The organism is Sphingomonas sp., assembly GCF_965200135.1.
In the GTDB taxonomy this organism is placed as follows: Bacteria; Pseudomonadota; Alphaproteobacteria; order Sphingomonadales; family Sphingomonadaceae; genus Sphingomonas.
On sequence record NZ_CBDATK010000013.1, the window covers coordinates 184,550 to 202,699 of the forward strand.

An 18,150-nucleotide genomic window follows, 5' to 3' on the forward strand; every position below is an offset into this window, starting at 1 on the left:
ACCGGCGCTTTGGTAAGCAACCCCTTAAGCTGCGGACTCGTTCGGCGGCAAACAGGGAGGTTGAACCATGCGAGTGAGCATGTTGCTGGGCGTGGGCGCGGCGTTGATGACAGCGGGCGGTGCCGAGGCGCAGCGCGGGCCGGGCGCGCCCTATCCGATGCCGGGGCGGCAGGTCGTGCCGGGGCCGGGCGTGCACTATCCGCCGTTGCCGCAGCCGCCGATGACGCAGCCCCCGACGGCGCGGCCGCCGATCGTCACGTCGCGCGGGCCGCAGGGGCCGGGCCGCTGGGGCAGCCGGGTCGACGGGCGCTGGTGGGGCGGATCGAACGCGCCGGGCGGCTGGGCCGCGTATCGCCAGCCCTATCGCGGCTATCGCGTCCCGCCCTATTGGGTGGCCCCGCGCTTCTACGTCACCGACTGGCAGGACTATGGCCTGACGCAGCCCTGGGCCGGGTATAACTGGGTACGGTATTACGACGACGCGGTGCTGATCGATCGCGGCGGGTTGGTCTACGATGTGCGCGGCGGGATCGACTGGGACGGCGTCGGTCCGGGCGGCGACTATGCCTATGACGAGAGGCGCGGCGACCGGGGCAGCAACGGGGTCGACGGCGCGGTCGCGGGCGCGGTGGTCGGCGGCGTCGCGGGCAATGTGATCGCCGGGCGCGGCAACCGGCTCGGCGGCACGCTGATCGGCGCCGGGGTCGGCGCGGCGGCGGGTTATGCGATCGACCGAGAGCATGGGCGCGAGCACGGGCGGGACCGGGATCGGCGCGGACCGCCGCCGGGCTATGACGGCTATGGCGAGCCGCCGATGGCACCCGACGGTCCGCCGCCGCCGCCTTCCGACATGCGCGGCTATCCGGGCTCGGCATCCTATCCGCAGGCACCGTCGAACTGGGTGTCCGGTGACGGGCGGACGACGGTGACCACGACCACGAGCGGGGGCTATGCGCCGCCGCCGGTGATCGTCAGCGGCGGGGGCTATGGCTACGGCTATGGCGGATCGGTCACGACCGTGACGATCCAGAGCGCGCCGGTGGTGACGACGACCACGACCGAGATCATCGAGGATCGCGTGACGTGGACGCGGCCGGTGGTGCGGCGGGTGGCGCATCGACGGGTGTGGCGGCCCCGGCCGCGGCCAAGGTGCGTCTGCGGGAGCTAGTCGCGCGACGGGGCGGGGGTGCTGACTTCGCCGGCTGGGCTATCGGCGTTCCCGGCCCGCTAAGGTGACCAGGCTCTCGCTGCCGTCCGCCGCCAGCGCGCTGACGCCGATGTAAGTGTCGTCGATCGGCACCTCGGTCAGCACCGCGCTGGTGCCGGTCACGTCGCGCGCGGCGGTCCAGTCCCGGCCGTCGGTGCGGCGCCAGCGGATGCGATAGCGGGCGGCACCGGGGACGGCGGCCCAGGTCACCGTCGTGTCGCGGGACAGCGCGCCGCTGACTGCCGCGACCGCCGGTGCCGCCGGCGCGCGCGCCAGTCGGTCGAGCGTCGCGACGTTGATCGCGGTGACCCCGGCGAGATAGTCGAAGTCCATGCCTTCGATCGTGTCGCCATAGACGCGCCCGCCCTCGGTGCGGAGATCCTGATGCTGGCGGTCCCAATTTTCGACCGCGACCGAAAACCGCACGGCGGGATAGCCGAGTCGCAGGAATGGCTCATGATCGCCGCCGCGCCCGAAGCGATCGGGGCGGCGATCCAGGAACACCTCCAGCCCATGACGGTCGGCGGCGATGCCGGCGATCGCCTTCGCCAGCGCGCGGCTGGGACCGTCGTCCTCGCCACCCTCGGCGCGGCGGTCGAGCTGATCGGCGAGCGGCTCGGCGGCGCGGATGCCTTCGGAAAAGACGCGGACATAGTCGCCGACGCGCTTGCCGCCCTGGCCGATCGTGTTGCCGACGATGTCGTCGTTGAGCATCGCGGTCACCGGCCAACCGCGCGCCTTGGCGGTGTCGGCGAGGAGTTCGGCGCCCCACAGCCCCTGCTCCTCACCGGAGAACACGGCATAGACGATCGTCGCGTCATATCGTCGGCGGGAGAGCAGCTGCGCCGCCTCCAGCACCAGCGCCACGCCCGAGGCGTTGTCGTTGGCGCCGGGAGCGTCGGCGGTGGCGTTCATCACGTCGGTGACGCGGCTGTCGATATGCGCGCCGACGATGACGACGCGGCCGAGATCGTCACCGTGCGCGCCGCGTCCCCGCTGGATGCCGAGCACGTCCTCGACGACGACGCCGTCCGGTGCGCGCGGGCCGGTGAACCGGCGGGCGATGCGTTCGACGGCGATGCAGCCGCCGCAGTCCGCGCCGATCGCCCGGAACTGCGTCGCGGTCCAATCGCGTGCGGCACCGATGCCGCGCTTCGGGTCGGTCGTGGTCGACAGCGTGTGGCGCGTACCGAAGCCGCCCAGCGCCGTCACCGAGCGGCGCAGCCGCTGCGGTGAAGGTGCGGGTAGCGCCGGAGCGGCTGCGGCGAGAACGACCGGGGCGGCGAGAAGAAGCGGAAGCATGGCCTGATCGTCGCGCGGTTCGGTGCCGCGCTCAAGCGGGGATTGCGCCACCGGAGTCGCCGCCAGGCGCGGGCCGGACCGACCTCCCCGACGATTCCCGACTGTCAGAGGTGGCCCTAGCTGAGCCGGTCGATCTGCTCCGCGGTCAGTGAACCGGGCACGATCATGACCGGCACGGGCAGCGCGCCCGCGTCGGTGCCGGCGAAATGGGTGATGAGCGGGCCGGGCGCGCCCGTCGCCGCCGCGCCGAGCACCAGTGCGGCGATGTCGGGATTGGCGGCGATCAGCTCGCCGATCACCTTCGGCCCCTCGCCCGAGCGGACGGTGATGGCGGGACGCAGCCCCGACTCCTCGATCAGCGTGCCTGCCGCCGCGGCGACCAGCCCCTCCGCATGAAGGAGCGCTTCCTCCTCGATCGTCGCCTGCACGCCGCCGAACGCGATGAACTCCTGCGGCTCGACCAGCGACAGGATTTCGACCCCGCCCCCGGTCTTAACCGCACGCCGCGCGGCGAAGCGGAGCGCGATGCCGGCTTCGGGCGTATCGTCGATCACCACCAGGTAGGTCCGCATTTGGGCATCGTGCGCGGTCGCGTGCCGACGCGCAAGCCCGTCGAAGGAGGTTGACCGTTCGCGGGGTCGGCGCGAGAGAACGCGGGTCCAGCAACGGGAACCCCCATGGCGATCGAGATCAAGATGCCCGCGCTCTCTCCGACGATGGAAGAGGGCACGCTCGCCAAATGGCTGGTGAAGGAAGGCGACGTCGTGAAGTCGGGCGACATCCTCGCCGAGATCGAAACCGACAAGGCGACGATGGAGTTCGAGGCGGTCGACGAAGGCACGATCGCGAGCATCGCGGTTGCCGAGGGCACCGACGGCGTAAAGGTCGGCACGGTGATCGCGACGATCACCGGCGACGACGAGGAGCCGAGTGCGCCGGCGCCGAAGGCAGAAGCCGCGCCTGCGCCGGTTGCCGCGGAGCCGACCAAGAGTGAGTCGAAGACCAGCGCGACGCCGCCAGCTCGAACCGAGGCGCAGGCGGAGGACCACGGCTTGCCGCCGACGCCGGGCGAGGAACCCGCCGGCGACAAGGGCGAGCGGATCAAGGCGAGTCCGCTGGCACGGCGGATCGCCGCGCAGCAGGGCGTCGATCTCGCATCGCTCAGCGGCTCGGGTCCGAACGGGCGGATCGTCAAGGCGGACGTCGAGGGGGCCAATACAGGCACCGCCCCGCCGCGATCGGCCGCGCCGGTTGCCGGAGAAGGCGTCGCTGCGGCCACGCCGGCCATCCCCGCGCCGAAGCCTGCCGTCATTCCGGACATCCCGCACGAGGCGACCAAGCTCTCCAACATCCGCAAGACGATCGCGCGGCGCCTGACCGAGGCGAAGCAGACGGTGCCGCACATCTATCTGACGGTAGACGTGGAGCTGGACGCGCTGCTCGGGCTGCGCGCGGACCTCAACGCGTCGCTGGCGGCACGCGGGCTCAAGCTGTCGGTCAACGACCTGCTGGTAAAGGCGCTCGCCGCGTCGCTGATGCAGGTGCCCAAGTGCAACGTCATGTTCACGCCGGACCAGCTGATCTCCTTCAGCCGCGCCGACATCTCGGTCGCGGTATCCACCGACACCGGCCTCATCACCCCGATCGTCACGGCGGCGGACACCAAGACGGTGTCGGTCATCTCTGCGGAAGTTAAGGAGCTTGCCGGCCGGGCACGCGAAGGCAAGCTGAAGCCCGAGGAGTATCAGGGCGGCACCGCGTCGATCAGCAACATGGGCATGTACGGGATCAAGCAGTTCGACGCGGTCATCAACCCGCCGCAGGGGATGATCCTGGCGGTCGGCGCGGGTGAGAAGCGGCCCTGGGTGCTCGCGGACGGAACGCTGGGCGTGCGGACGATCATGTCGGCGACCGGCAGCTTCGACCACCGCGCGATCGACGGCGCGGACGGGGCGCAACTGATGCAGGCGTTCAAGGCGCTGGTGGAGAAGCCGCTAGGGTTGCTCGCTTGAGGTGGTCGGCAAACATGGTGGCCCTAGTCGCGTCGGCAATGCTGGGACAGGCACCTGCCATGGCGCAGCGTGATGCCGCCCGGCCGGTGCAAGTCGGGCAGGATGGCCCCGAGTTCGACGCGTGCGGCAGTACGGGTCGACCGCGCGGGCTGAATCCTAAGGGCGACAATTTCCTTTCGGTGAAGGCGGCGCCGTCGCTTCGCGCCCGTCGGACTGACCGACTTGTGCCGAGCTCGAGCTTTTACATCTGCGGCACGACGGCAGGCGGCGCCTGGACCGCGATCGTCTTCGCGCCCGGCGGCCGCCTGTCGGCCGGCTGCGGCGTAGCCACTCCAGTCGTTTCGCCCCGTCCATATCGCGGGCCATGCCGCAGCGGGTGGGTGTCGTCCGAGTATGTCCATTTAGTTGCGGGTTGAGCATGACCGACACCTATGACCTCATCGTCCTCGGCTCCGGTCCCGGCGGCTATGTCGCCGCGATCCGTGCGGCGCAGCTGGGGATGTCCGTCGCGATCGTCGAGCGCGAGCGGTTGGGAGGAATCTGCCTCAACTGGGGGTGCATCCCGACCAAGGCGCTGCTGCGGACCTCGGAAATCTACCATTATATGCAGCATGCGTCCGACTATGGGCTAAAGGTGGAGAAGGTCGGGTTCGATCTCGACGCGGTGGTGCAGCGCAGCCGCAAGGTGGCGGGGCAGCTGAACGCCGGCGTCAAGGGATTGATGAAGAAGAACAAGATCGCCGTGCATGAGGGCGTCGGCAAGCTGACCGCGCCGGGCAAGCTGACGGTGACGCAGGGCGATCAATCCATCGAGCTACAGGCCAAGCACGTTCTGATCGCGACCGGGGCGCGGGCACGCGACCTGCCGTTCGCCAAGGCGGACGGCAAGCGCATCTGGACCTATCGCCACGCGATGACCCCGGCCGAGATGCCGACCCGGCTGCTGGTCATCGGCTCCGGCGCGATCGGGGTGGAGTTCGCTAGCTTCTACAACGACATGGGCGCCGACGTGACGATCGTCGAGATGCTGCCCCGCATCCTGCCGGTAGAGGACGAGGAGGTCAGCGCCTTCATGGAGAAGCGCCTGACCAAGGACGGCATCCGCATCGTCACGAATGCAGGCGTCGAGAAGATCGACGTGTCCGGATCGGGTGTGAAGGCGGCGATCAAGGGGAAGGACGGCAAGGTCGCGAGCGAGGATTACAGCCACGTCATCGTCGCGATCGGGATCGTGCCCAACACCGAGGCGATCGGGCTGGAGGCGCTGGGCGTCGAAACCGAGCGCGGGCAGATCAAGGTCGACGGCTTCGGCCGCACCAACGTCGACGGCGTCTACGCGATCGGCGATGTGACGGGCGCGCCGTGGCTGGCGCACAAGGCGAGCCACGAGGGCATCGTCTGCATCGAGAAGATCGCAGGCGAGAACCCGCACCCGTTCGAGACTTGGAATATCCCCGGCTGCACCTATTCACGCCCGCAGGTCGCCAGCGTCGGGCTGACCGAGGCCAAGGCGAAGGAAGCCGGGCACGAGGTCAAGGTCGGCAAGTTCCCCTTCATCGGCAACGGCAAGGCGATCGCGCTGGGCGAGGCGGACGGCTTCGTGAAGACGGTGTTCGACGCGACGACCGGCGCGCTGCTGGGCGCGCACATGGTCGGCGCGGAGGTGACCGAGCTTATCCAGGGCTATGTCGTCGCGCGTCAGCTGGAGACGACGGAGGCCGAGCTGATGGAGACGGTGTTCGCGCATCCGACCTTGAGCGAGATGATGCACGAGAGCGTGCTCGGCGCGTACGGGCGGGCAATCCACTTCTGACGGCAGCTTGCGGCGCGTGATGGCGCTTGGGTGAGAGTCGGTCGTGACAGCCTGAGCGGACAGTGAGCGTCGCTTCGGTCGGCAACCTATGCTGCGCGCGGACGTGATGGCCGGAAACCCGGTCAGGCTGCGCTCGTTCCAGCCGAGAGAGGAGTTCGTTCGTGGCCGACGATCAAGACCAGATTGCCAAGGATTTCCACGAGGCGGTCAACATGACGCCCGCCGCGCTGGAGAAGTGGCTGGACACGCCCGATAGTAAGGAAGTCGGCTGGAAGGGTGCGGACGGCAAGGGCACGGGCGAGAGCGTCGGGCACAAGGAGGGCGCGCGGATCGTCGCGATCCTGCGGAAGAAGAAGGCGGACCTGACCGATGCCGACTTCGCCGACATGAAGAAGGTGACGGGCTATGTGCACCGGCACCTCGCGCAGGGCGGGCCGGCGACGGACAGCGAGCATTCGCGCTGGCGCTACTCGCTGATGAACTGGGGACATGACCCGGCGAAGTGACCCGATCGCGGCGATTACGCCGCCTGGGCACGCTCGAAGCTGGTGCGCTGGCGGTCGGCGAGGGCGCGGGCTTCCTCGACGGGGAGGGGGCGGCCGAAATAATAGCCCTGGACCTTGGAGCAGCCGAGGGCCTGCACCAGCTCGTGCTCGGCTTCGGTCTCGACGCCCTCGGCGGTTGTCGCCATGTCGAGGCTTTCGGCGAGGGCGACCACGGCGCGGATGATCGCCAGCGCTTCGCGCACGCCCTTGGACGCACTTTTGACGAAGCTGCGATCGATCTTGATCGACGAGAAGCGAGTCCGCGACAGATAGCCTAGCGACGAGTATCCGGTGCCGAAGTCGTCGAGGCTGAGCTTGATGCCGAGGTCGATGACACGGTCCAGCACCTTGGTCGCGCCCAGCTCCTCGTGCATGAACACGCTCTCGGTGACTTCCAGCTCCAGCCGCTCGGCGGGGAGGCCGCTGTTGGCGAGCGCGCTGGTGACGGTGGCGACGAACTGCGGGTTCTGGAGCTGCTCGGCGGACACGTTAACCGCGACTCGGATCGCGTTGGGCCATTTCGCGGCTTCGGCGCAGGCGGTGCGGAGTACCCACTCGCCGATCGGCTCGATCAGCCGCGCCTCTTCGGCGAGAGGTATGAATTTGGCGGGGCTGACGTTGCCGAATTGCGGCGACTGCCAGCGCAGCAATGCCTCGAAGCCGGTGAGCTTGCCCTCCGCCGCGTCGACGACGGGCTGATAGTGGAGGTGCATCTCGCCCTTTTCGAGCGCACCGCGCAACGCGATCTCCAGCACCCGGCGCTCCTCCGCCTGGACGTGAAGCGCGGGTTCGTAGGTCTGGAAGACACCACGCCCGGCATCCTTGGCGCGGTACAGCGCCAGGTCGGCGGAGCGGATCAGCATCTCCGCAGTCCGGCCGTCGCGCGGGCCGGTGGCGACGCCGACCGACGCGCCGATATAGAGCGTGTGCTGATCGAGCTCATAGGGGCGGGACAGCGACTCGATGATGGCGCTGGCCAGTTTTTCCACCGCCGCCGTGTCGCTGGCGTCGCGGATCACCACGGCGAACTCGTCGCCGCCGAGTCGGCCGCACAGCTCGTTGGGCGACATCAGGTGCTGGAGCCGCTCCGACACGCGGCCGAGCAGACGGTCGCCGACCGGATGGCCGAGCGTGTCGTTGACCGCCTTGAACCGATCGAGATCGATCATCATGAAGGCGCAGCGGCGGCTCCATTTCTCCGCCTCGCCGATCGCGCGGACCAGCGTCTCGTTGATCATCAGTCGGTTGGGGAGGCCGGTCAGCGTGTCGAACCGCGCCATGCGGTTGATCTTGTCGGCGGACGCGCGCTGTTCGGTGACGTCGGAGCCGACGCCCTTGAACCCGACATAGGCGCCGCGCTCGTCGTAGCGCGGGCTGGCCGACAGCTCCCACCAACGTTCCTCGCCATCGATATAAACCGGCAGGCGCAAGTCGCGGAAACTGTCGCGCGCCTTCAGCTTGTCGGCGAGCCCGCGCAGCGCCGGGGCGAACTGACCCGATTCCCACGTCGGTCCGGCCAGGACCTGCAGGAACGGCATGCCGTTGATCGAGACCGGGTCGAGCCCGCACGCGACCGCGAACCGGGGCGAAGCCTTGACGACCCGTCGTGCGCCGTCGGTCTCCCACAGCCAGTCGGCGTCCTTGTCCTGAAACTCGCGCAGCAACAGGCTAACCGTCTCGTCGCGCTCCTCCAGCGCCATCTGGCTGGAGCGGATCACGACCAGCGAGCGGGCGCGGCCGATGCAGACCATCGCCATGATCGCGGTGAACAGCCCGATGCCGGCGGCGGCGGCATAGGCGTGGTGCATGGCCAGCGCCGCCGCCATCGCGGCGCCGAGCCCGAGCAGGAAGGCCAGCGTGGCCAACGCCAACGGTGCCATCGCTACCGCCGCCGCACTCATCAGCACCATCAGGATCAGCCCGACGCCCCCCGACGTGCCTGCGTCGACCGTCCGGCAGAACAGGACGGGCACGACCGCCCAGGCCAGCGCGAGCGCAATGCCGCCCCATACCGTGCCGCGGAGGTCCTTCGCGTCCGCATAGCCATCCATGCGATGGTGCGAGGCGAGGCGGCGAACCGTGACGACGGTGGCGATCACACCCGTCAGCGCCGACCAGCCCGCGATCGACCACCAGGGGAGAAGGTGCGCGAGCAGCAGATCGATCGTGACCGCGCCGATCAGGTTCGCGCCCAGCAGGAACAGCGCCAGCTCGCGCGAGGCATGAAGTTGCGATGCACGAACCCGGCCCCATTCGGCCGCGTCGGCTCCTTCGTTCAACCCGAGCAGTGTCGACAGCCGGACAGGCAGCGGGACGGAGGGAGAGGACGTAGGCGACTGCACGGACGATCTGGTAGCGACCGCTGGTTATCGCTTGGTTTCCGTTTGCGGTCGGAAGCGTCGGTAAAGGTGGTTAACGCGATGAACCGAACGATTTTTTCGCGTCAGGCCGCCTTCAACTCGTAAGGTTTGATGTCGCCGTTCAAATACAGGTTGCGCGCCTTGGCCCGGCTGAGCTTGCCCGAGCTGGTGCGCGGCAGCGTGCGGGGCGGGATCAGCTCGATCACGCAGTTCATGCCGGTCACCGAGCGGACGCGCTCGCGGATCTCGTCGCGCAGACGCTGACGCTCCGAGTCGTCGAGGCTGCGGCACTGGACCAGCACGGCCGGCGTTTCCTCCCCCGACGGCGTGGTGATCGCGAAGGCGGCGATGTCGCCCGCCTTGAAGCCGGGCAGCTGTTCCACCGCCCACTCGATATCCTGCGGCCAGTGGTTGCGGCCGTTGACTATGATCATGTCCTTGGCACGGCCGACGATATAGATGTAACCTTCGGATATGTAGCCCATGTCGCCGGTGTCGAGCCAGGTGCCTTCGCCGGAAGGATCGGGGGCCATGCACGCGGCGGTCGCGTCGGGGTCGCGGAAATAGCCGACCATGACCGACGGACCCTTGCACCACAGCTTGCCGATCGCCCCGTCGGGCAGCGGTGTGCCGTCCTCCTCGCGAACCTCGACCGCCATGTCGCGCACCGGCTTGCCGCAATTGACGATGGCGCGGAAGCGGGGCGGGCGGGGGCCGTCGTTCGCACCGAGGTCGCCACCGCCCGACAGCTGCGTCTCTTCGACCAGCTCGACGCGGATGCCCTCGCCCGGCGGCATGATCGTGACCGCCAGCGTCGCCTCGGCCAGCCCGTAGGACGGCAGAAAAGCACTCGCCTTGAACCCGGCGTCGGCGAAGGCGTCGACGAACGCCTGCATCACGTCCGGGCGGATCATGTCCGCGCCGTTGCCCGCGATTCGCCAGCGCGACAGGTCGAAGCGATCCGACGCCTTCGTCTGCGACGACATGCGCCGCGCGCAGATGTCGTAGCCGAAGGTCGGCGAATAGGAGAGCGACGTGCCCTCATTGCGGGTGATGAGGTCGAGCCAGGCGAGGGGACGTCGCGCGAAATCCTCGGTCTTCAGGTAATCGGTCGAAACCTGGTTGGCGACCGGCGACAGGAAACAGCCGACCAGCCCCATGTCATGATACCATGGCAGCCACGACACGCAGCGATCCGACGATTGCAGCTTCATGCCGTGGCCGTGCGCGGCGAGATTGTTGAGCAGGGCGTGATGCGTGATCGCGACGCCGTGCGGGAAGCGGGTCGAGCCACTGGAATATTGAAGGTAGGCGATCGCGTCGCCCCGCGCCGCCGGCAGCGCCACCTCGGAGTCGGGGCGGGCGGCGAAGGCCGCCCAGTCGACCGGCTCCGTCCCCGCCTGCCGCGCCGCCTCGCCGGCGAAGTCGGCGAGTTCGGGCGGGAAGACGAGCATCTTGGGGTCGCAGCTGGCGAGCTGGACGCGAAGCTGTTCGACATAGGAATCGCGCCCGCCGAACGAAGTCGGCAGCGGCAGCGGCACCGGCCAGGCGCCGGCATAGATCGCGCCGAAGAACAAAGCGGCGAACTCAGGTCCGGTCTCCGCCACCAGGGCGACACGGTCCTCCGGCACCAGGCCCGCAGCGACGAAGCGACGCGCGGCGGCGAGCGCATCGACGCGCAGCTCCGCGAACGGATACGGCCGCGTCAGCGCCCCGCGCGCGTCGTGGAAGTTCAGTCCGCGCGCGCCCGTCGCCGCGTAATCCAGCGCTTCGCCCAAGGTGGCGAAGTCGGCGAAGCGGCGCGGGAGGCTGTCGTCGGTGACCGTCGGCGTGAGGGCGGTGTCGGCCGTGTTCGGGTCGCTCGCCATGGAAATCCTTTCCTGACGGGCGTGGGGGACACCCGGAAAGCCGACATAGCGACCGTCCGGTTCGTTTTCGGGGCGTAATGTGGCACAAACAGGGCGCATGACGTCACCGCGCCCTCCTCGCAGCCCGCCGCCGCCGCTCGACAGCGCCGCGCTGGAGCGGCTGGCGCTGCGTTACGTGGAGCGGTTCGCGACGACGCGGGGCAAGCTGGCCGACTATCTGCGCCGCAAGGTGCGCGAACGCGGCTGGGACGGGGCGCCCGCCGAGCCCGACGCCATCGCCGCGCGGATGGCGGAGCTGGGTTATGTCGACGACCGTGCCTGGGCGGAGGCGAAGGCGGCGGCGCTGGGCCGGCGCGGGCTGGGCGCGCGGCGGGTGAGCGGCGCGTTGCAGGCGGCGCGCGTCGACGAGGACGACCGCGCGGCGGTCGCCCCCGACGTGGCGGCGCGCGCGGTCGATGCCGCGCTCGCCTTTGCCCGGCGTAAGCGGCTGGGGCCGTGGGCACGCGCCGAGGGCGACCGAGCGGCGCGCGACAAGGCGTTCGCGGCGATGATGCGCGCCGGTCACCCGACCGATCTCGCCCGCAGGATCGTCGCGCTGCCGCCGGGCGATGAGCCGGATGCCGACCTGCTTCGGGACGATCTGCGCTAGGTTTTGTCAGACTACCGATTGCGGGGGTGGTCCCTGCGCTCTAGCAAGGTGCGGCAGGGGTTTGATGCGATGCGTGGTGAGGCGTCAGGTGCGGACGACGACACCGACGCGCCGGAGGACGGCGTGGCGGTCGCCGGCGTCGTCAAATGGTTCGACGTGACGCGCGGCTTCGGCTTCGCGGTCGCGGACGACGCGGCGATCGGCGACATCCTGATACACTTTTCGGTGCTGCAGCCGCATGGCCGCCGCTCGCTGCCCGAAGGCGCGCGGGTGGAGACGGTCGCGGTGCAGCGTGGACGCGGCTTTCAGGCGCGCGAGATCCGCTCGATCGACCTGTCCGACGCCGTGCCCGAGCCGCCGCCCCGCGCGCGACGCGAGGCCGACCGGGTCGATCCGGTCGCGCTGATCGAAGCCGCGGGGCCGATGGAGCCGGCGGCGGTGAAGTGGTTCAACCGGCTGAAAGGCTATGGCTTCCTGGTCAGGGAGGCGGATGGAGCGGACGTGTTCGTACATATGGAAACCCTGCGGCGCGGCGGCATCGACACCGTGGAACCCGACCAGCCGGTGAGCGCGCGGGTGGTCGACGGCCGCAAGGGACCGCTCGCCGTGGTGGTGGAGCTGCCGCGATGAGGGCGGTGGTGGCCGCGCTGCTCGCGCTTGCGCTGCTGGGTTGCGGGCGCGGCGAGGAGTCGTCGGCGACGGCGAACGGCGCGACGGCGGCGGCGGTGCGGGTGGTGCCGGTCACCATCGCCGGGCCGGGCGGGCGCCACGTCTTTCAGGCGGAGGTTGCCGACACGGTCGCCGCGCAGGAGCGGGGCCTGATGTACCGCACCGGTCTGAAACCCGACTTCGCAATGCTCTTCGCGCCCTATCCGCCCGCCGGGGGGGCACCGCAGGCGGCGAACTTCTGGATGAAGAACACGCCGACCCCGCTCGACATCGTCTTCATCCGCGCCGACGGCACGATCGCGCACATCGCGGAGAACACCATCCCGTTCTCGGAGACGATGATTCCGTCCGGCGAGCCGATCGCAGCGGTCCTGGAACTGGTCGGTGGGCGCGCCGCGGAGACGGGGGTGAGCGAGGGCGACAAGGTGAGCTGGCCTGGGCGGTAGCGGCTCTCCACAGCTTGTGAGGAGGGCAGGATGCAGTTGGCTTGGTCGTCGATTGGCCCGTTGCTGATGTTGGCCGGTGTTTACGGGGTCAAATCGTTCGGATCGTGACAAGTAGCGCGGACCGGCAATACGTAACTTCCCGGCTCGTACCGGCCGTCTGCTCTCGTCAGTCCCATCCGCAAAGACGGGCGCGCCGCCGTTGAACCGTCGCCCCCGCCCCGCTAAGCATCTTCGCATGGGCATCAACCTCAATCCCTTTACCTGGTGGAACGGCGCGTCGTGGGGGACGATGCTGGGGCTGCGTGGCAAGACGCGGGTGGGGGAGGACGCGCTCGGCAACGCCTATTGGGAGGGCGGGCGCGATACCGCCGGCAACCCGCGGCGCTGGGTGATCTATCAGGGCGCGAATGACGGCAGCCGCGTGCCGCCCGACTGGTTCGCGTGGCTGCATCACCAGATCGACGCGGTGCCCGACCGCGCGCTGCCCGCGCCTAGGGCGTGGCAGAAGCCGGCGGTGCCGAACATGACGGGCACCGCACTCGCCTATCGGCCGTCCGGCGCGCTGGAAAAGGGCGGCAAGCGCGCGGCGGCGACGGGCGACTACGAGGCGTGGACGCCGGAAGGATGAGGTGGCGCTGGCTGGCCGCCGCGCTCGCCGCCGTGGCGCTGGCGGCGGGCGGATGGTTCGGCTGGCGTGCCTGGCAGGCGCGCGATGCGGGCCAGGCGGTGGCGGTGCAGGAACTGCCCGAGATCGCCGGGGCGCCCGAGACCGTCGAAACGGTGCAGGTCGATCAGCCGACGATCGCGATCGCCGGCACCACGCCGATGGCGCAGCGCGTGGCGGTGCTGGGGCTGCTCAACAAGCGCAACGGGCGGTCGCGCGACGTGACGCTGAAGCCCGGTCAGGCGATGGAGATCGGCGACGTGCGGCTGCGCCTGCGCGCCTGCGAGCGGACCGCGCCGTGGGAGCAGGAGCAGCTGACCGGCGCCTTCGTCCAGGTCGACATCCGGGGCATCGACGGCCAGTGGCGTCGGCCGTTCGCGGGGTGGCTCTACAAGGAGCGGCCGAACCTCAACGTCGTCCAGCATCCGATCTACGACGTCTGGACCAAGAGCTGTGCGATGTCCTTCCCCGCGACGGGCCCGGATACCGAGCGGGTGTCGCCGCGCGTCGCGCCCACCCGGTCGAGGGCGGCCCAGTCACCCGCCGCCGATGCGTCCCCGACCGCCCCCGCCAACGCGGCGGATAGCAGCGCCAGATAGTCGGCGCGGTCGATCTCCACCGCGCCCAGCGTGGCGAGATGGGTGGTCTGGAACTGGCAGTCGAGCAGGGTGAAGCCGCCCACCCGCAGCCGCGCGACCAGCCAGGCGAGCGCGACCTTCGAGGCGTCGGTGGCGCGGCTGACCATGCTCTCGCCGAAAAAGGCGCGGCCGAGTGCCAGGCCGTAGAGCCCGCCGACGAGGCGGTCGCCGTCCCAGCATTCGACCGAATGCGCGAAGCCGCGGGCGTGGAGGTCGACGAAGACCCGCTCGATCTCGCCGCTGATCCAGGTGTCGGGGCGGTCGGCGGCGGACTCGGCGCAGAGCTGGATGACGGCGGCGAACGCCTGGTCGGCGGTGACGCGGAAGCGGTCGGCGGCGACCGTACGGCGCAGCGACCGGCCGAGATGGAAGCCGTCGAGCGGCAGGATCGCGCGGCGCGGCGGCTCGACCCAATAGACCTCGTCGGCGTCGCGGGCGTCGGCCATCGGAAAGACCCCGACCGAATAGGCGCCGAGTACGAGGTCGAGGGAGAGGGGGGGCATGGGATCAGCCCCCTCTCGCGTTCGCGAGAGGGAGCCGACCATCGAGTTCAGCGCGAAACGCCACCGTCACCGGCAACGCCCGTGACGTCGACGATAGCTTCGCCGCCCCGGCCGGCCGGTCGCGTCGTTGCGCGACCGCCGCGCGGGCGCGCCTCGCTCCGGCTCAGACGTGGCAGGAAACCGCGCCCTTGCCGGGCCGGGTCAGCATGATCGCCTTCTCGTCGCCGGTCATCGACCAACCGCCGGTGGCGGTCAGCGGGTCGCCGGCCTTGGCGGCGGTGAGGACGGTGGCGGGGCCGTCCTGCTTGTCCTTGACCACCGCCTGCGTGTCGCCCTCGAAGAAGGTGACGAAGGCGAGGCTGTTGTCCTTGCAACGGAAGCTCTTGTCGGCGCGGACGACGGGGGGGAGCGGCGCGACGGCGGCGGCTTCGTTGGCGGCGACCGCTTCGTTCATGGCGGTGGCGTTGGCACGATCCTGGGCGGACGGCTGGTTGCAGGCGGCCAGCGGCAGCAGGGCGGCCGCGGCGACGATCAGGGAGAGGGTTTTCATGGCGGCCGAGCGCTTCGCGCATGCAGCATAGGTCGTCAAGGCCGTCATGTAGCCGTCATTCGTGGAACTCGCTCAGCTCCGGGATGCGTCCGAACGCGATCTTCGCGCCGACCCGGTCGAGCCGGCCGCCGTTCAGCGGCCCGACGCTGACCGCGTTGCGCCCGAACCGCTCGTTGATCCGGTCCATCGCGCGGCTGAGCTGGAGCCCTCGCGTCTCCCGCGCCAGGGGGTCTTCGGGATCAAGATGTGCCCACAGCGACGCCTGTTCGTGGTCGGCCGGCTCGATCTCGGCGAGTGTGACGCCGACCATCCGCAGACGGAAGCCGCCGGGTCGCGCCCGCCCCGCCTCGCGCAGTCTCGGGAACAGCGCGTCGAGGCGGGCGAGGATGACGAAGCTGTCCTGCGTCGCGGGCAGGCGGATCGACGCGCGCCAGCTCGACTTGTCGTCCTCGAACCGGCCGTGCAGCACCAGCAGCCGGGCGCGGTAACCCTTGCGGCGCAGGCGGCTGCCCGCCTTCAGCGCGAGGCGGCGGGCGGTGAGGCGGGCGGGCTCCGGCCCGCGCTTCGACGGCGAAAGGACATGGCTGTGGCCGATCGTGCGACTTTGGGTGGGCTTGTTCGGCAGGTCGACGCCGTGGAGCAGGAACCACAGCCGGTCGCCGTCGCGCCCACCCCAGGCGTGGCCCGCGTCGCGCGGGCGACGGGCGAGCAGCTGGCGGATGTCGTTGACGCCGTCGCGCGCCAGCCGGGCCTCCATCTTCGCGCCGATGCCCGCGATCTCCCGCAGCGCCAGCGGATAGAGCGCGTGGGGCAGGTCGTGCGCCTCGAACACCACCAGCCCGTCGGGCTTTTGCAGATCGCTGGCGAGCTTCGCGAGGAGCCGGTTGGGGGCGATCCCGACCGAACTGGTCAGCCGCTCGCCGACATGGGCCTGGATGCCGGCCTTGATGCGATGCGCGAGTGCGACGGCGGCGTCGCGATCGTTCTCGTTGTCGAGCAGCCGGCACGCCATCTCGTCGATCGAGCAGACCTGCGTCACCGGCACGTGGCGCCACACCTCCGCGACGATCGCCTCGTGGAACTCGACATAGCGGCCGTGGCGCGCGGGGGTGACGATCACGTCGCGGCATTTCTGCCGGGCCTCCCAGACGGGCGTGCCGGTCTTGATCCCATAGCGCTTCGCCTCGATTGAGGCGGCGATCGCGACGGTGGTGTCCGACCCGACCGGCGCGACGATCACCGGCTTGCCGCGCAGCGACGGCTGGAGCTGCTGCTCGACCGACGCGAAGTAGGAGTTGAGGTCGAGGAACAGCCAGCGGAGCGGGCGCGGCGGCAGGTCGAGCGGCGACTCGGGCGAATGCATACCGGAACATTAGCAGAACAAAAGCTGTAGCACAGCAGGTTGCGTGGGCGCCCGCAGCTTATGCCGAACCAGGTCGACGCGACGACTGGAGGACCGCCTGGGGCGGCTTGTCCTAACCCAGCCGCAGCCGCACGAAGGCCATGCCGCTGGTGCGGTCGCCGCCATACACCGGGTCGAGCCCGCCCGGCGTCAGCGAGCGCGCCACCAAGCCGCCGATGCCGATCCGCACCTCCGGCGTCAGGCGGAAGTCGCGGATCGCGCCGACCGACGCCTTGCCGACGGTGAAGACGGGGCCGTGGACGTCACCGGGCGCGGACAGCAGCTCGTCGGTGTCGATCCGCTCGGCGCGCGCGAAAACGGTCCAGCGGTCGTCGGGCCGAGCGGTCGCCTCCAGCAGATACGCGTCGAGGCCGGGGCCGCGATGGCCGTCCGCCTCGATCCCGGTCTTGCGGCCCCATGCCGCCGTCGCCGACAGATAGCCGCCGTACGCCCCGACCGGGCGCGTCCAGATCGCGCTGGCGGACCAGCGTTCCTGATCCTCGTCGGGCGACAGCGCCTCGGGGCTTTGGAGGCGCGCCCACGACGCCTGCAATGCCAGTGTCTGCGTCGGATTGAGGCTGGCGCGGACCGCGGTCGAATCGAGGCGGGGGGCTTCGATGTCATAGCGGTGCCGGTCGGGTTCGCGGCCCTTGAACCGCGACGCCTCAATTTTAGCGAAGCCGACGACGACACCGACGGTCACCACCCCGAAGGTGATGTGCGTCGAGTCGAACCAATGGTGCGTGATCGGTGCCTCGGGCGAGTCGATGATCGACAGGCGGTGCATGAACGACCCCGGCCCGAACGCCGGCTCACCCGGCAGGCCGGCATATATGAAGGCCGACGCGCGGTCGCCGAGACGCCGACTGTAGGAGGCGGACAGCTCCATGAAGAGGTCGTGCGGGTGCTGGCGGTCGATTAGCTGGGTGCGGCCGTCCGCGGTCTCGCCCGCCGCGAGCAGCAGCGGATACCCGCGCGGGCCCATCAGTGGGTCGGGGGCGAGCATCACCCGGAACGCGACCGTGTCGCGTGCGGTCAGTTGGCGCGTCGCCATGCCCATCACCATGCCCGATACGAACGCCTTGTCGGCGCCGCGCGGGCCGGACTGCCGGTCATAGACGCCGTTGAGGATCGCCTGACCCATCAGCGACCAGCCGCCTGTCATCCGCATCACGCCCTGCATGGGGCTGGCGTCGGGCTGCCACGCGGTGCCCGACGCCTCGCGGGTCATGGCGTAAGGGCCGAATGCGGCGGGCATGGTCATGCTACCCATGTCATCATGATCCATGCCGGGCATCGCCGCCATGTCGTGGCTTGGCATGTCGTGATTGGGCATGTCGTGATTGGGCATGTCGTGGCCGGCGTGGGGATCGGACGCGGGCTGCTGGGTCGGGGCGGGGGTGGCAGGCATCGACATACCGGGCATCGTCTGGGCGAGCGCGGCGGTGGGGCAGGCGGTGGCGAGGAGTAGCGACCATCGCATCCCGCCGAGTGCCTTGGTCATGTCGTTCATCTGCGCACG

At 70.0% G+C, this 18,150-nt stretch carries 16 protein-coding genes and 1 pseudogene; 9 read left to right on the plus strand and 8 right to left on the minus strand.

The annotated features are described in order from the left end of the window. Positions 1–67 precede the first annotated feature (67 nt). On the plus strand, positions 68–1,168 hold the full coding sequence (locus ACOFKS_RS14525) for an RcnB family protein (protein WP_419809973.1): 1,101 nt from the start codon (positions 68–70) through the stop codon (positions 1,166–1,168). A 39-nt stretch (positions 1,169–1,207) separates the two neighbouring features. Here ACOFKS_RS14525 and ACOFKS_RS14530 read toward each other — a convergent pair whose 3' ends face one another. Together ACOFKS_RS14530 and ACOFKS_RS14535 are read right to left on the minus strand one after the other, a co-directional pair. Further along, a complete protein-coding gene (locus ACOFKS_RS14530) occupies positions 1,208–2,509 on the minus strand; it encodes a M20/M25/M40 family metallo-hydrolase (RefSeq protein ID WP_419809974.1) in 1,302 nt (433 codons plus the stop codon). 116 nt (positions 2,510–2,625) lie between these two features. Continuing rightward, positions 2,626–3,081 (minus strand): universal stress protein, encoded by a 456-nt coding sequence (locus ACOFKS_RS14535; protein WP_419809975.1) that lies wholly within the window; start codon positions 3,079–3,081, stop codon positions 2,626–2,628. Between the two features lie 105 nt (positions 3,082–3,186). On the opposite strand from ACOFKS_RS14535, the gene ACOFKS_RS14540 reads away from it, so the two are divergent. The 3 genes from ACOFKS_RS14540 to ACOFKS_RS14550 all read left to right on the plus strand — a co-directional run bounded on the left by ACOFKS_RS14540 (position 3,187) and on the right by ACOFKS_RS14550 (position 6,840). Next, positions 3,187–4,521: a pyruvate dehydrogenase complex dihydrolipoamide acetyltransferase gene (locus tag ACOFKS_RS14540; RefSeq protein WP_419809976.1), complete on the plus strand. Its 1,335-nt coding sequence runs from the start codon at positions 3,187–3,189 to the stop codon at positions 4,519–4,521. 418 nt (positions 4,522–4,939) lie between these two features. Beyond that, positions 4,940–6,334, plus strand: coding sequence for a dihydrolipoyl dehydrogenase (gene lpdA / locus ACOFKS_RS14545; RefSeq protein ID WP_419809977.1), 1,395 nt, complete (start codon positions 4,940–4,942; stop codon positions 6,332–6,334). A gap of 161 nt (positions 6,335–6,495) precedes the next feature. After that, complete coding sequence (locus ACOFKS_RS14550) at positions 6,496–6,840, plus strand: DUF3140 domain-containing protein (protein ID WP_419809978.1); 345 nt, start codon at positions 6,496–6,498, stop codon at positions 6,838–6,840. Between the two features lie 14 nt (positions 6,841–6,854). Here the strand turns inward: ACOFKS_RS14550 and ACOFKS_RS14555 are convergent, their stop codons facing one another. Together ACOFKS_RS14555 and ACOFKS_RS14560 are read right to left on the minus strand one after the other, a co-directional pair. Further along, on the minus strand, positions 6,855–9,221 hold the full coding sequence (locus ACOFKS_RS14555) for a putative bifunctional diguanylate cyclase/phosphodiesterase (RefSeq protein WP_419809979.1): 2,367 nt from the start codon (positions 9,219–9,221) through the stop codon (positions 6,855–6,857). A gap of 101 nt (positions 9,222–9,322) precedes the next feature. Next, positions 9,323–11,107, minus strand: coding sequence for a fatty acyl-AMP ligase (locus tag ACOFKS_RS14560; protein WP_419809980.1), 1,785 nt, complete (start codon positions 11,105–11,107; stop codon positions 9,323–9,325). Between the two features lie 97 nt (positions 11,108–11,204). On the opposite strand from ACOFKS_RS14560, the gene ACOFKS_RS14565 reads away from it, so the two are divergent. The 5 genes and pseudogenes from ACOFKS_RS14565 to ACOFKS_RS14585 form a co-directional block, all read left to right on the plus strand. Further along, entirely contained in the window at positions 11,205–11,756 is a 552-nt protein-coding gene (locus ACOFKS_RS14565) for a RecX family transcriptional regulator (protein ID WP_419809981.1), read from the plus strand. 69 nt (positions 11,757–11,825) lie between these two features. Then, a complete protein-coding gene (locus ACOFKS_RS14570; protein ID WP_419809982.1) occupies positions 11,826–12,386 on the plus strand; it encodes a cold-shock protein in 561 nt (186 codons plus the stop codon). Then, the gene (locus ACOFKS_RS14575; protein ID WP_419809983.1) at positions 12,383–12,871 is read left to right on the plus strand and encodes a DUF192 domain-containing protein; all 489 of its coding nucleotides are present in this window, start codon (positions 12,383–12,385) and stop codon (positions 12,869–12,871) included. Before ACOFKS_RS14570 ends, ACOFKS_RS14575 begins: the two co-directional genes overlap by 4 nt. Before the next feature lie 235 nt (positions 12,872–13,106). Beyond that, positions 13,107–13,499, plus strand: a complete 393-nt coding sequence (locus ACOFKS_RS14580; RefSeq protein WP_419809984.1) for an NADH:ubiquinone oxidoreductase subunit NDUFA12 — start codon at positions 13,107–13,109, stop codon at positions 13,497–13,499. A 197-nt stretch (positions 13,500–13,696) separates the two neighbouring features. Next, positions 13,697–13,930, plus strand: a pseudogene (locus ACOFKS_RS14585) (DUF2155 domain-containing protein); the annotation flags it as partial. Positions 13,931–13,965: 35 nt separating this feature from the next. Here the strand turns inward: ACOFKS_RS14585 and aat are convergent. From aat to ACOFKS_RS14605, 4 genes are all read right to left on the minus strand, one after another. After that, positions 13,966–14,676 (minus strand): leucyl/phenylalanyl-tRNA--protein transferase, encoded by a 711-nt coding sequence (aat, locus tag ACOFKS_RS14590; protein ID WP_419809985.1) that lies wholly within the window; start codon positions 14,674–14,676, stop codon positions 13,966–13,968. A gap of 163 nt (positions 14,677–14,839) precedes the next feature. Next, on the minus strand, positions 14,840–15,226 hold the full coding sequence (locus ACOFKS_RS14595) for a hypothetical protein (protein ID WP_419809986.1): 387 nt from the start codon (positions 15,224–15,226) through the stop codon (positions 14,840–14,842). Between the two features lie 55 nt (positions 15,227–15,281). Then, entirely contained in the window at positions 15,282–16,589 is a 1,308-nt protein-coding gene (locus tag ACOFKS_RS14600; protein WP_419809987.1) for a type VI secretion protein ImpB, read from the minus strand. Positions 16,590–16,701: 112 nt separating this feature from the next. Then, entirely contained in the window at positions 16,702–18,141 is a 1,440-nt protein-coding gene (locus tag ACOFKS_RS14605; RefSeq protein WP_419809988.1) for a hypothetical protein, read from the minus strand. Positions 18,142–18,150: the final 9 nt, after the last annotated feature.

Excerpts from the sequence above, each read along its gene's own strand:
- lpdA (WP_419809977.1), top strand. The coding sequence starts at position 4,940 with ATGACCGACACCTATGACCTCATCGTCCTCGGCTCCGGTCCCGGCGGC.
- ACOFKS_RS14580 (WP_419809984.1), top strand. The coding sequence starts at position 13,107 with ATGGGCATCAACCTCAATCCCTTTACCTGGTGGAACGGCGCGTCGTGG.
- ACOFKS_RS14565 (WP_419809981.1), top strand. The coding sequence starts at position 11,205 with ATGACGTCACCGCGCCCTCCTCGCAGCCCGCCGCCGCCGCTCGACAGC.
- ACOFKS_RS14605 (WP_419809988.1), bottom strand. The coding sequence starts at position 18,141 with ATGAACGACATGACCAAGGCACTCGGCGGGATGCGATGGTCGCTACTC.
- ACOFKS_RS14575 (WP_419809983.1), top strand. The coding sequence starts at position 12,383 with ATGAGGGCGGTGGTGGCCGCGCTGCTCGCGCTTGCGCTGCTGGGTTGC.
- ACOFKS_RS14535 (WP_419809975.1), bottom strand. The coding sequence starts at position 3,081 with ATGCGGACCTACCTGGTGGTGATCGACGATACGCCCGAAGCCGGCATC.
- ACOFKS_RS14570 (WP_419809982.1), top strand. The coding sequence starts at position 11,826 with ATGCGTGGTGAGGCGTCAGGTGCGGACGACGACACCGACGCGCCGGAG.
- ACOFKS_RS14560 (WP_419809980.1), bottom strand. The coding sequence starts at position 11,107 with ATGGCGAGCGACCCGAACACGGCCGACACCGCCCTCACGCCGACGGTC.
- ACOFKS_RS14530 (WP_419809974.1), bottom strand. The coding sequence starts at position 2,509 with ATGCTTCCGCTTCTTCTCGCCGCCCCGGTCGTTCTCGCCGCAGCCGCT.
- ACOFKS_RS14595 (WP_419809986.1), bottom strand. The coding sequence starts at position 15,226 with ATGAAAACCCTCTCCCTGATCGTCGCCGCGGCCGCCCTGCTGCCGCTG.
- ACOFKS_RS14525 (WP_419809973.1), top strand. The coding sequence starts at position 68 with ATGCGAGTGAGCATGTTGCTGGGCGTGGGCGCGGCGTTGATGACAGCG.
- ACOFKS_RS14600 (WP_419809987.1), bottom strand. The coding sequence starts at position 16,589 with ATGCATTCGCCCGAGTCGCCGCTCGACCTGCCGCCGCGCCCGCTCCGC.
- aat (WP_419809985.1), bottom strand. The coding sequence starts at position 14,676 with ATGCCCCCCCTCTCCCTCGACCTCGTACTCGGCGCCTATTCGGTCGGG.
- ACOFKS_RS14540 (WP_419809976.1), top strand. The coding sequence starts at position 3,187 with ATGGCGATCGAGATCAAGATGCCCGCGCTCTCTCCGACGATGGAAGAG.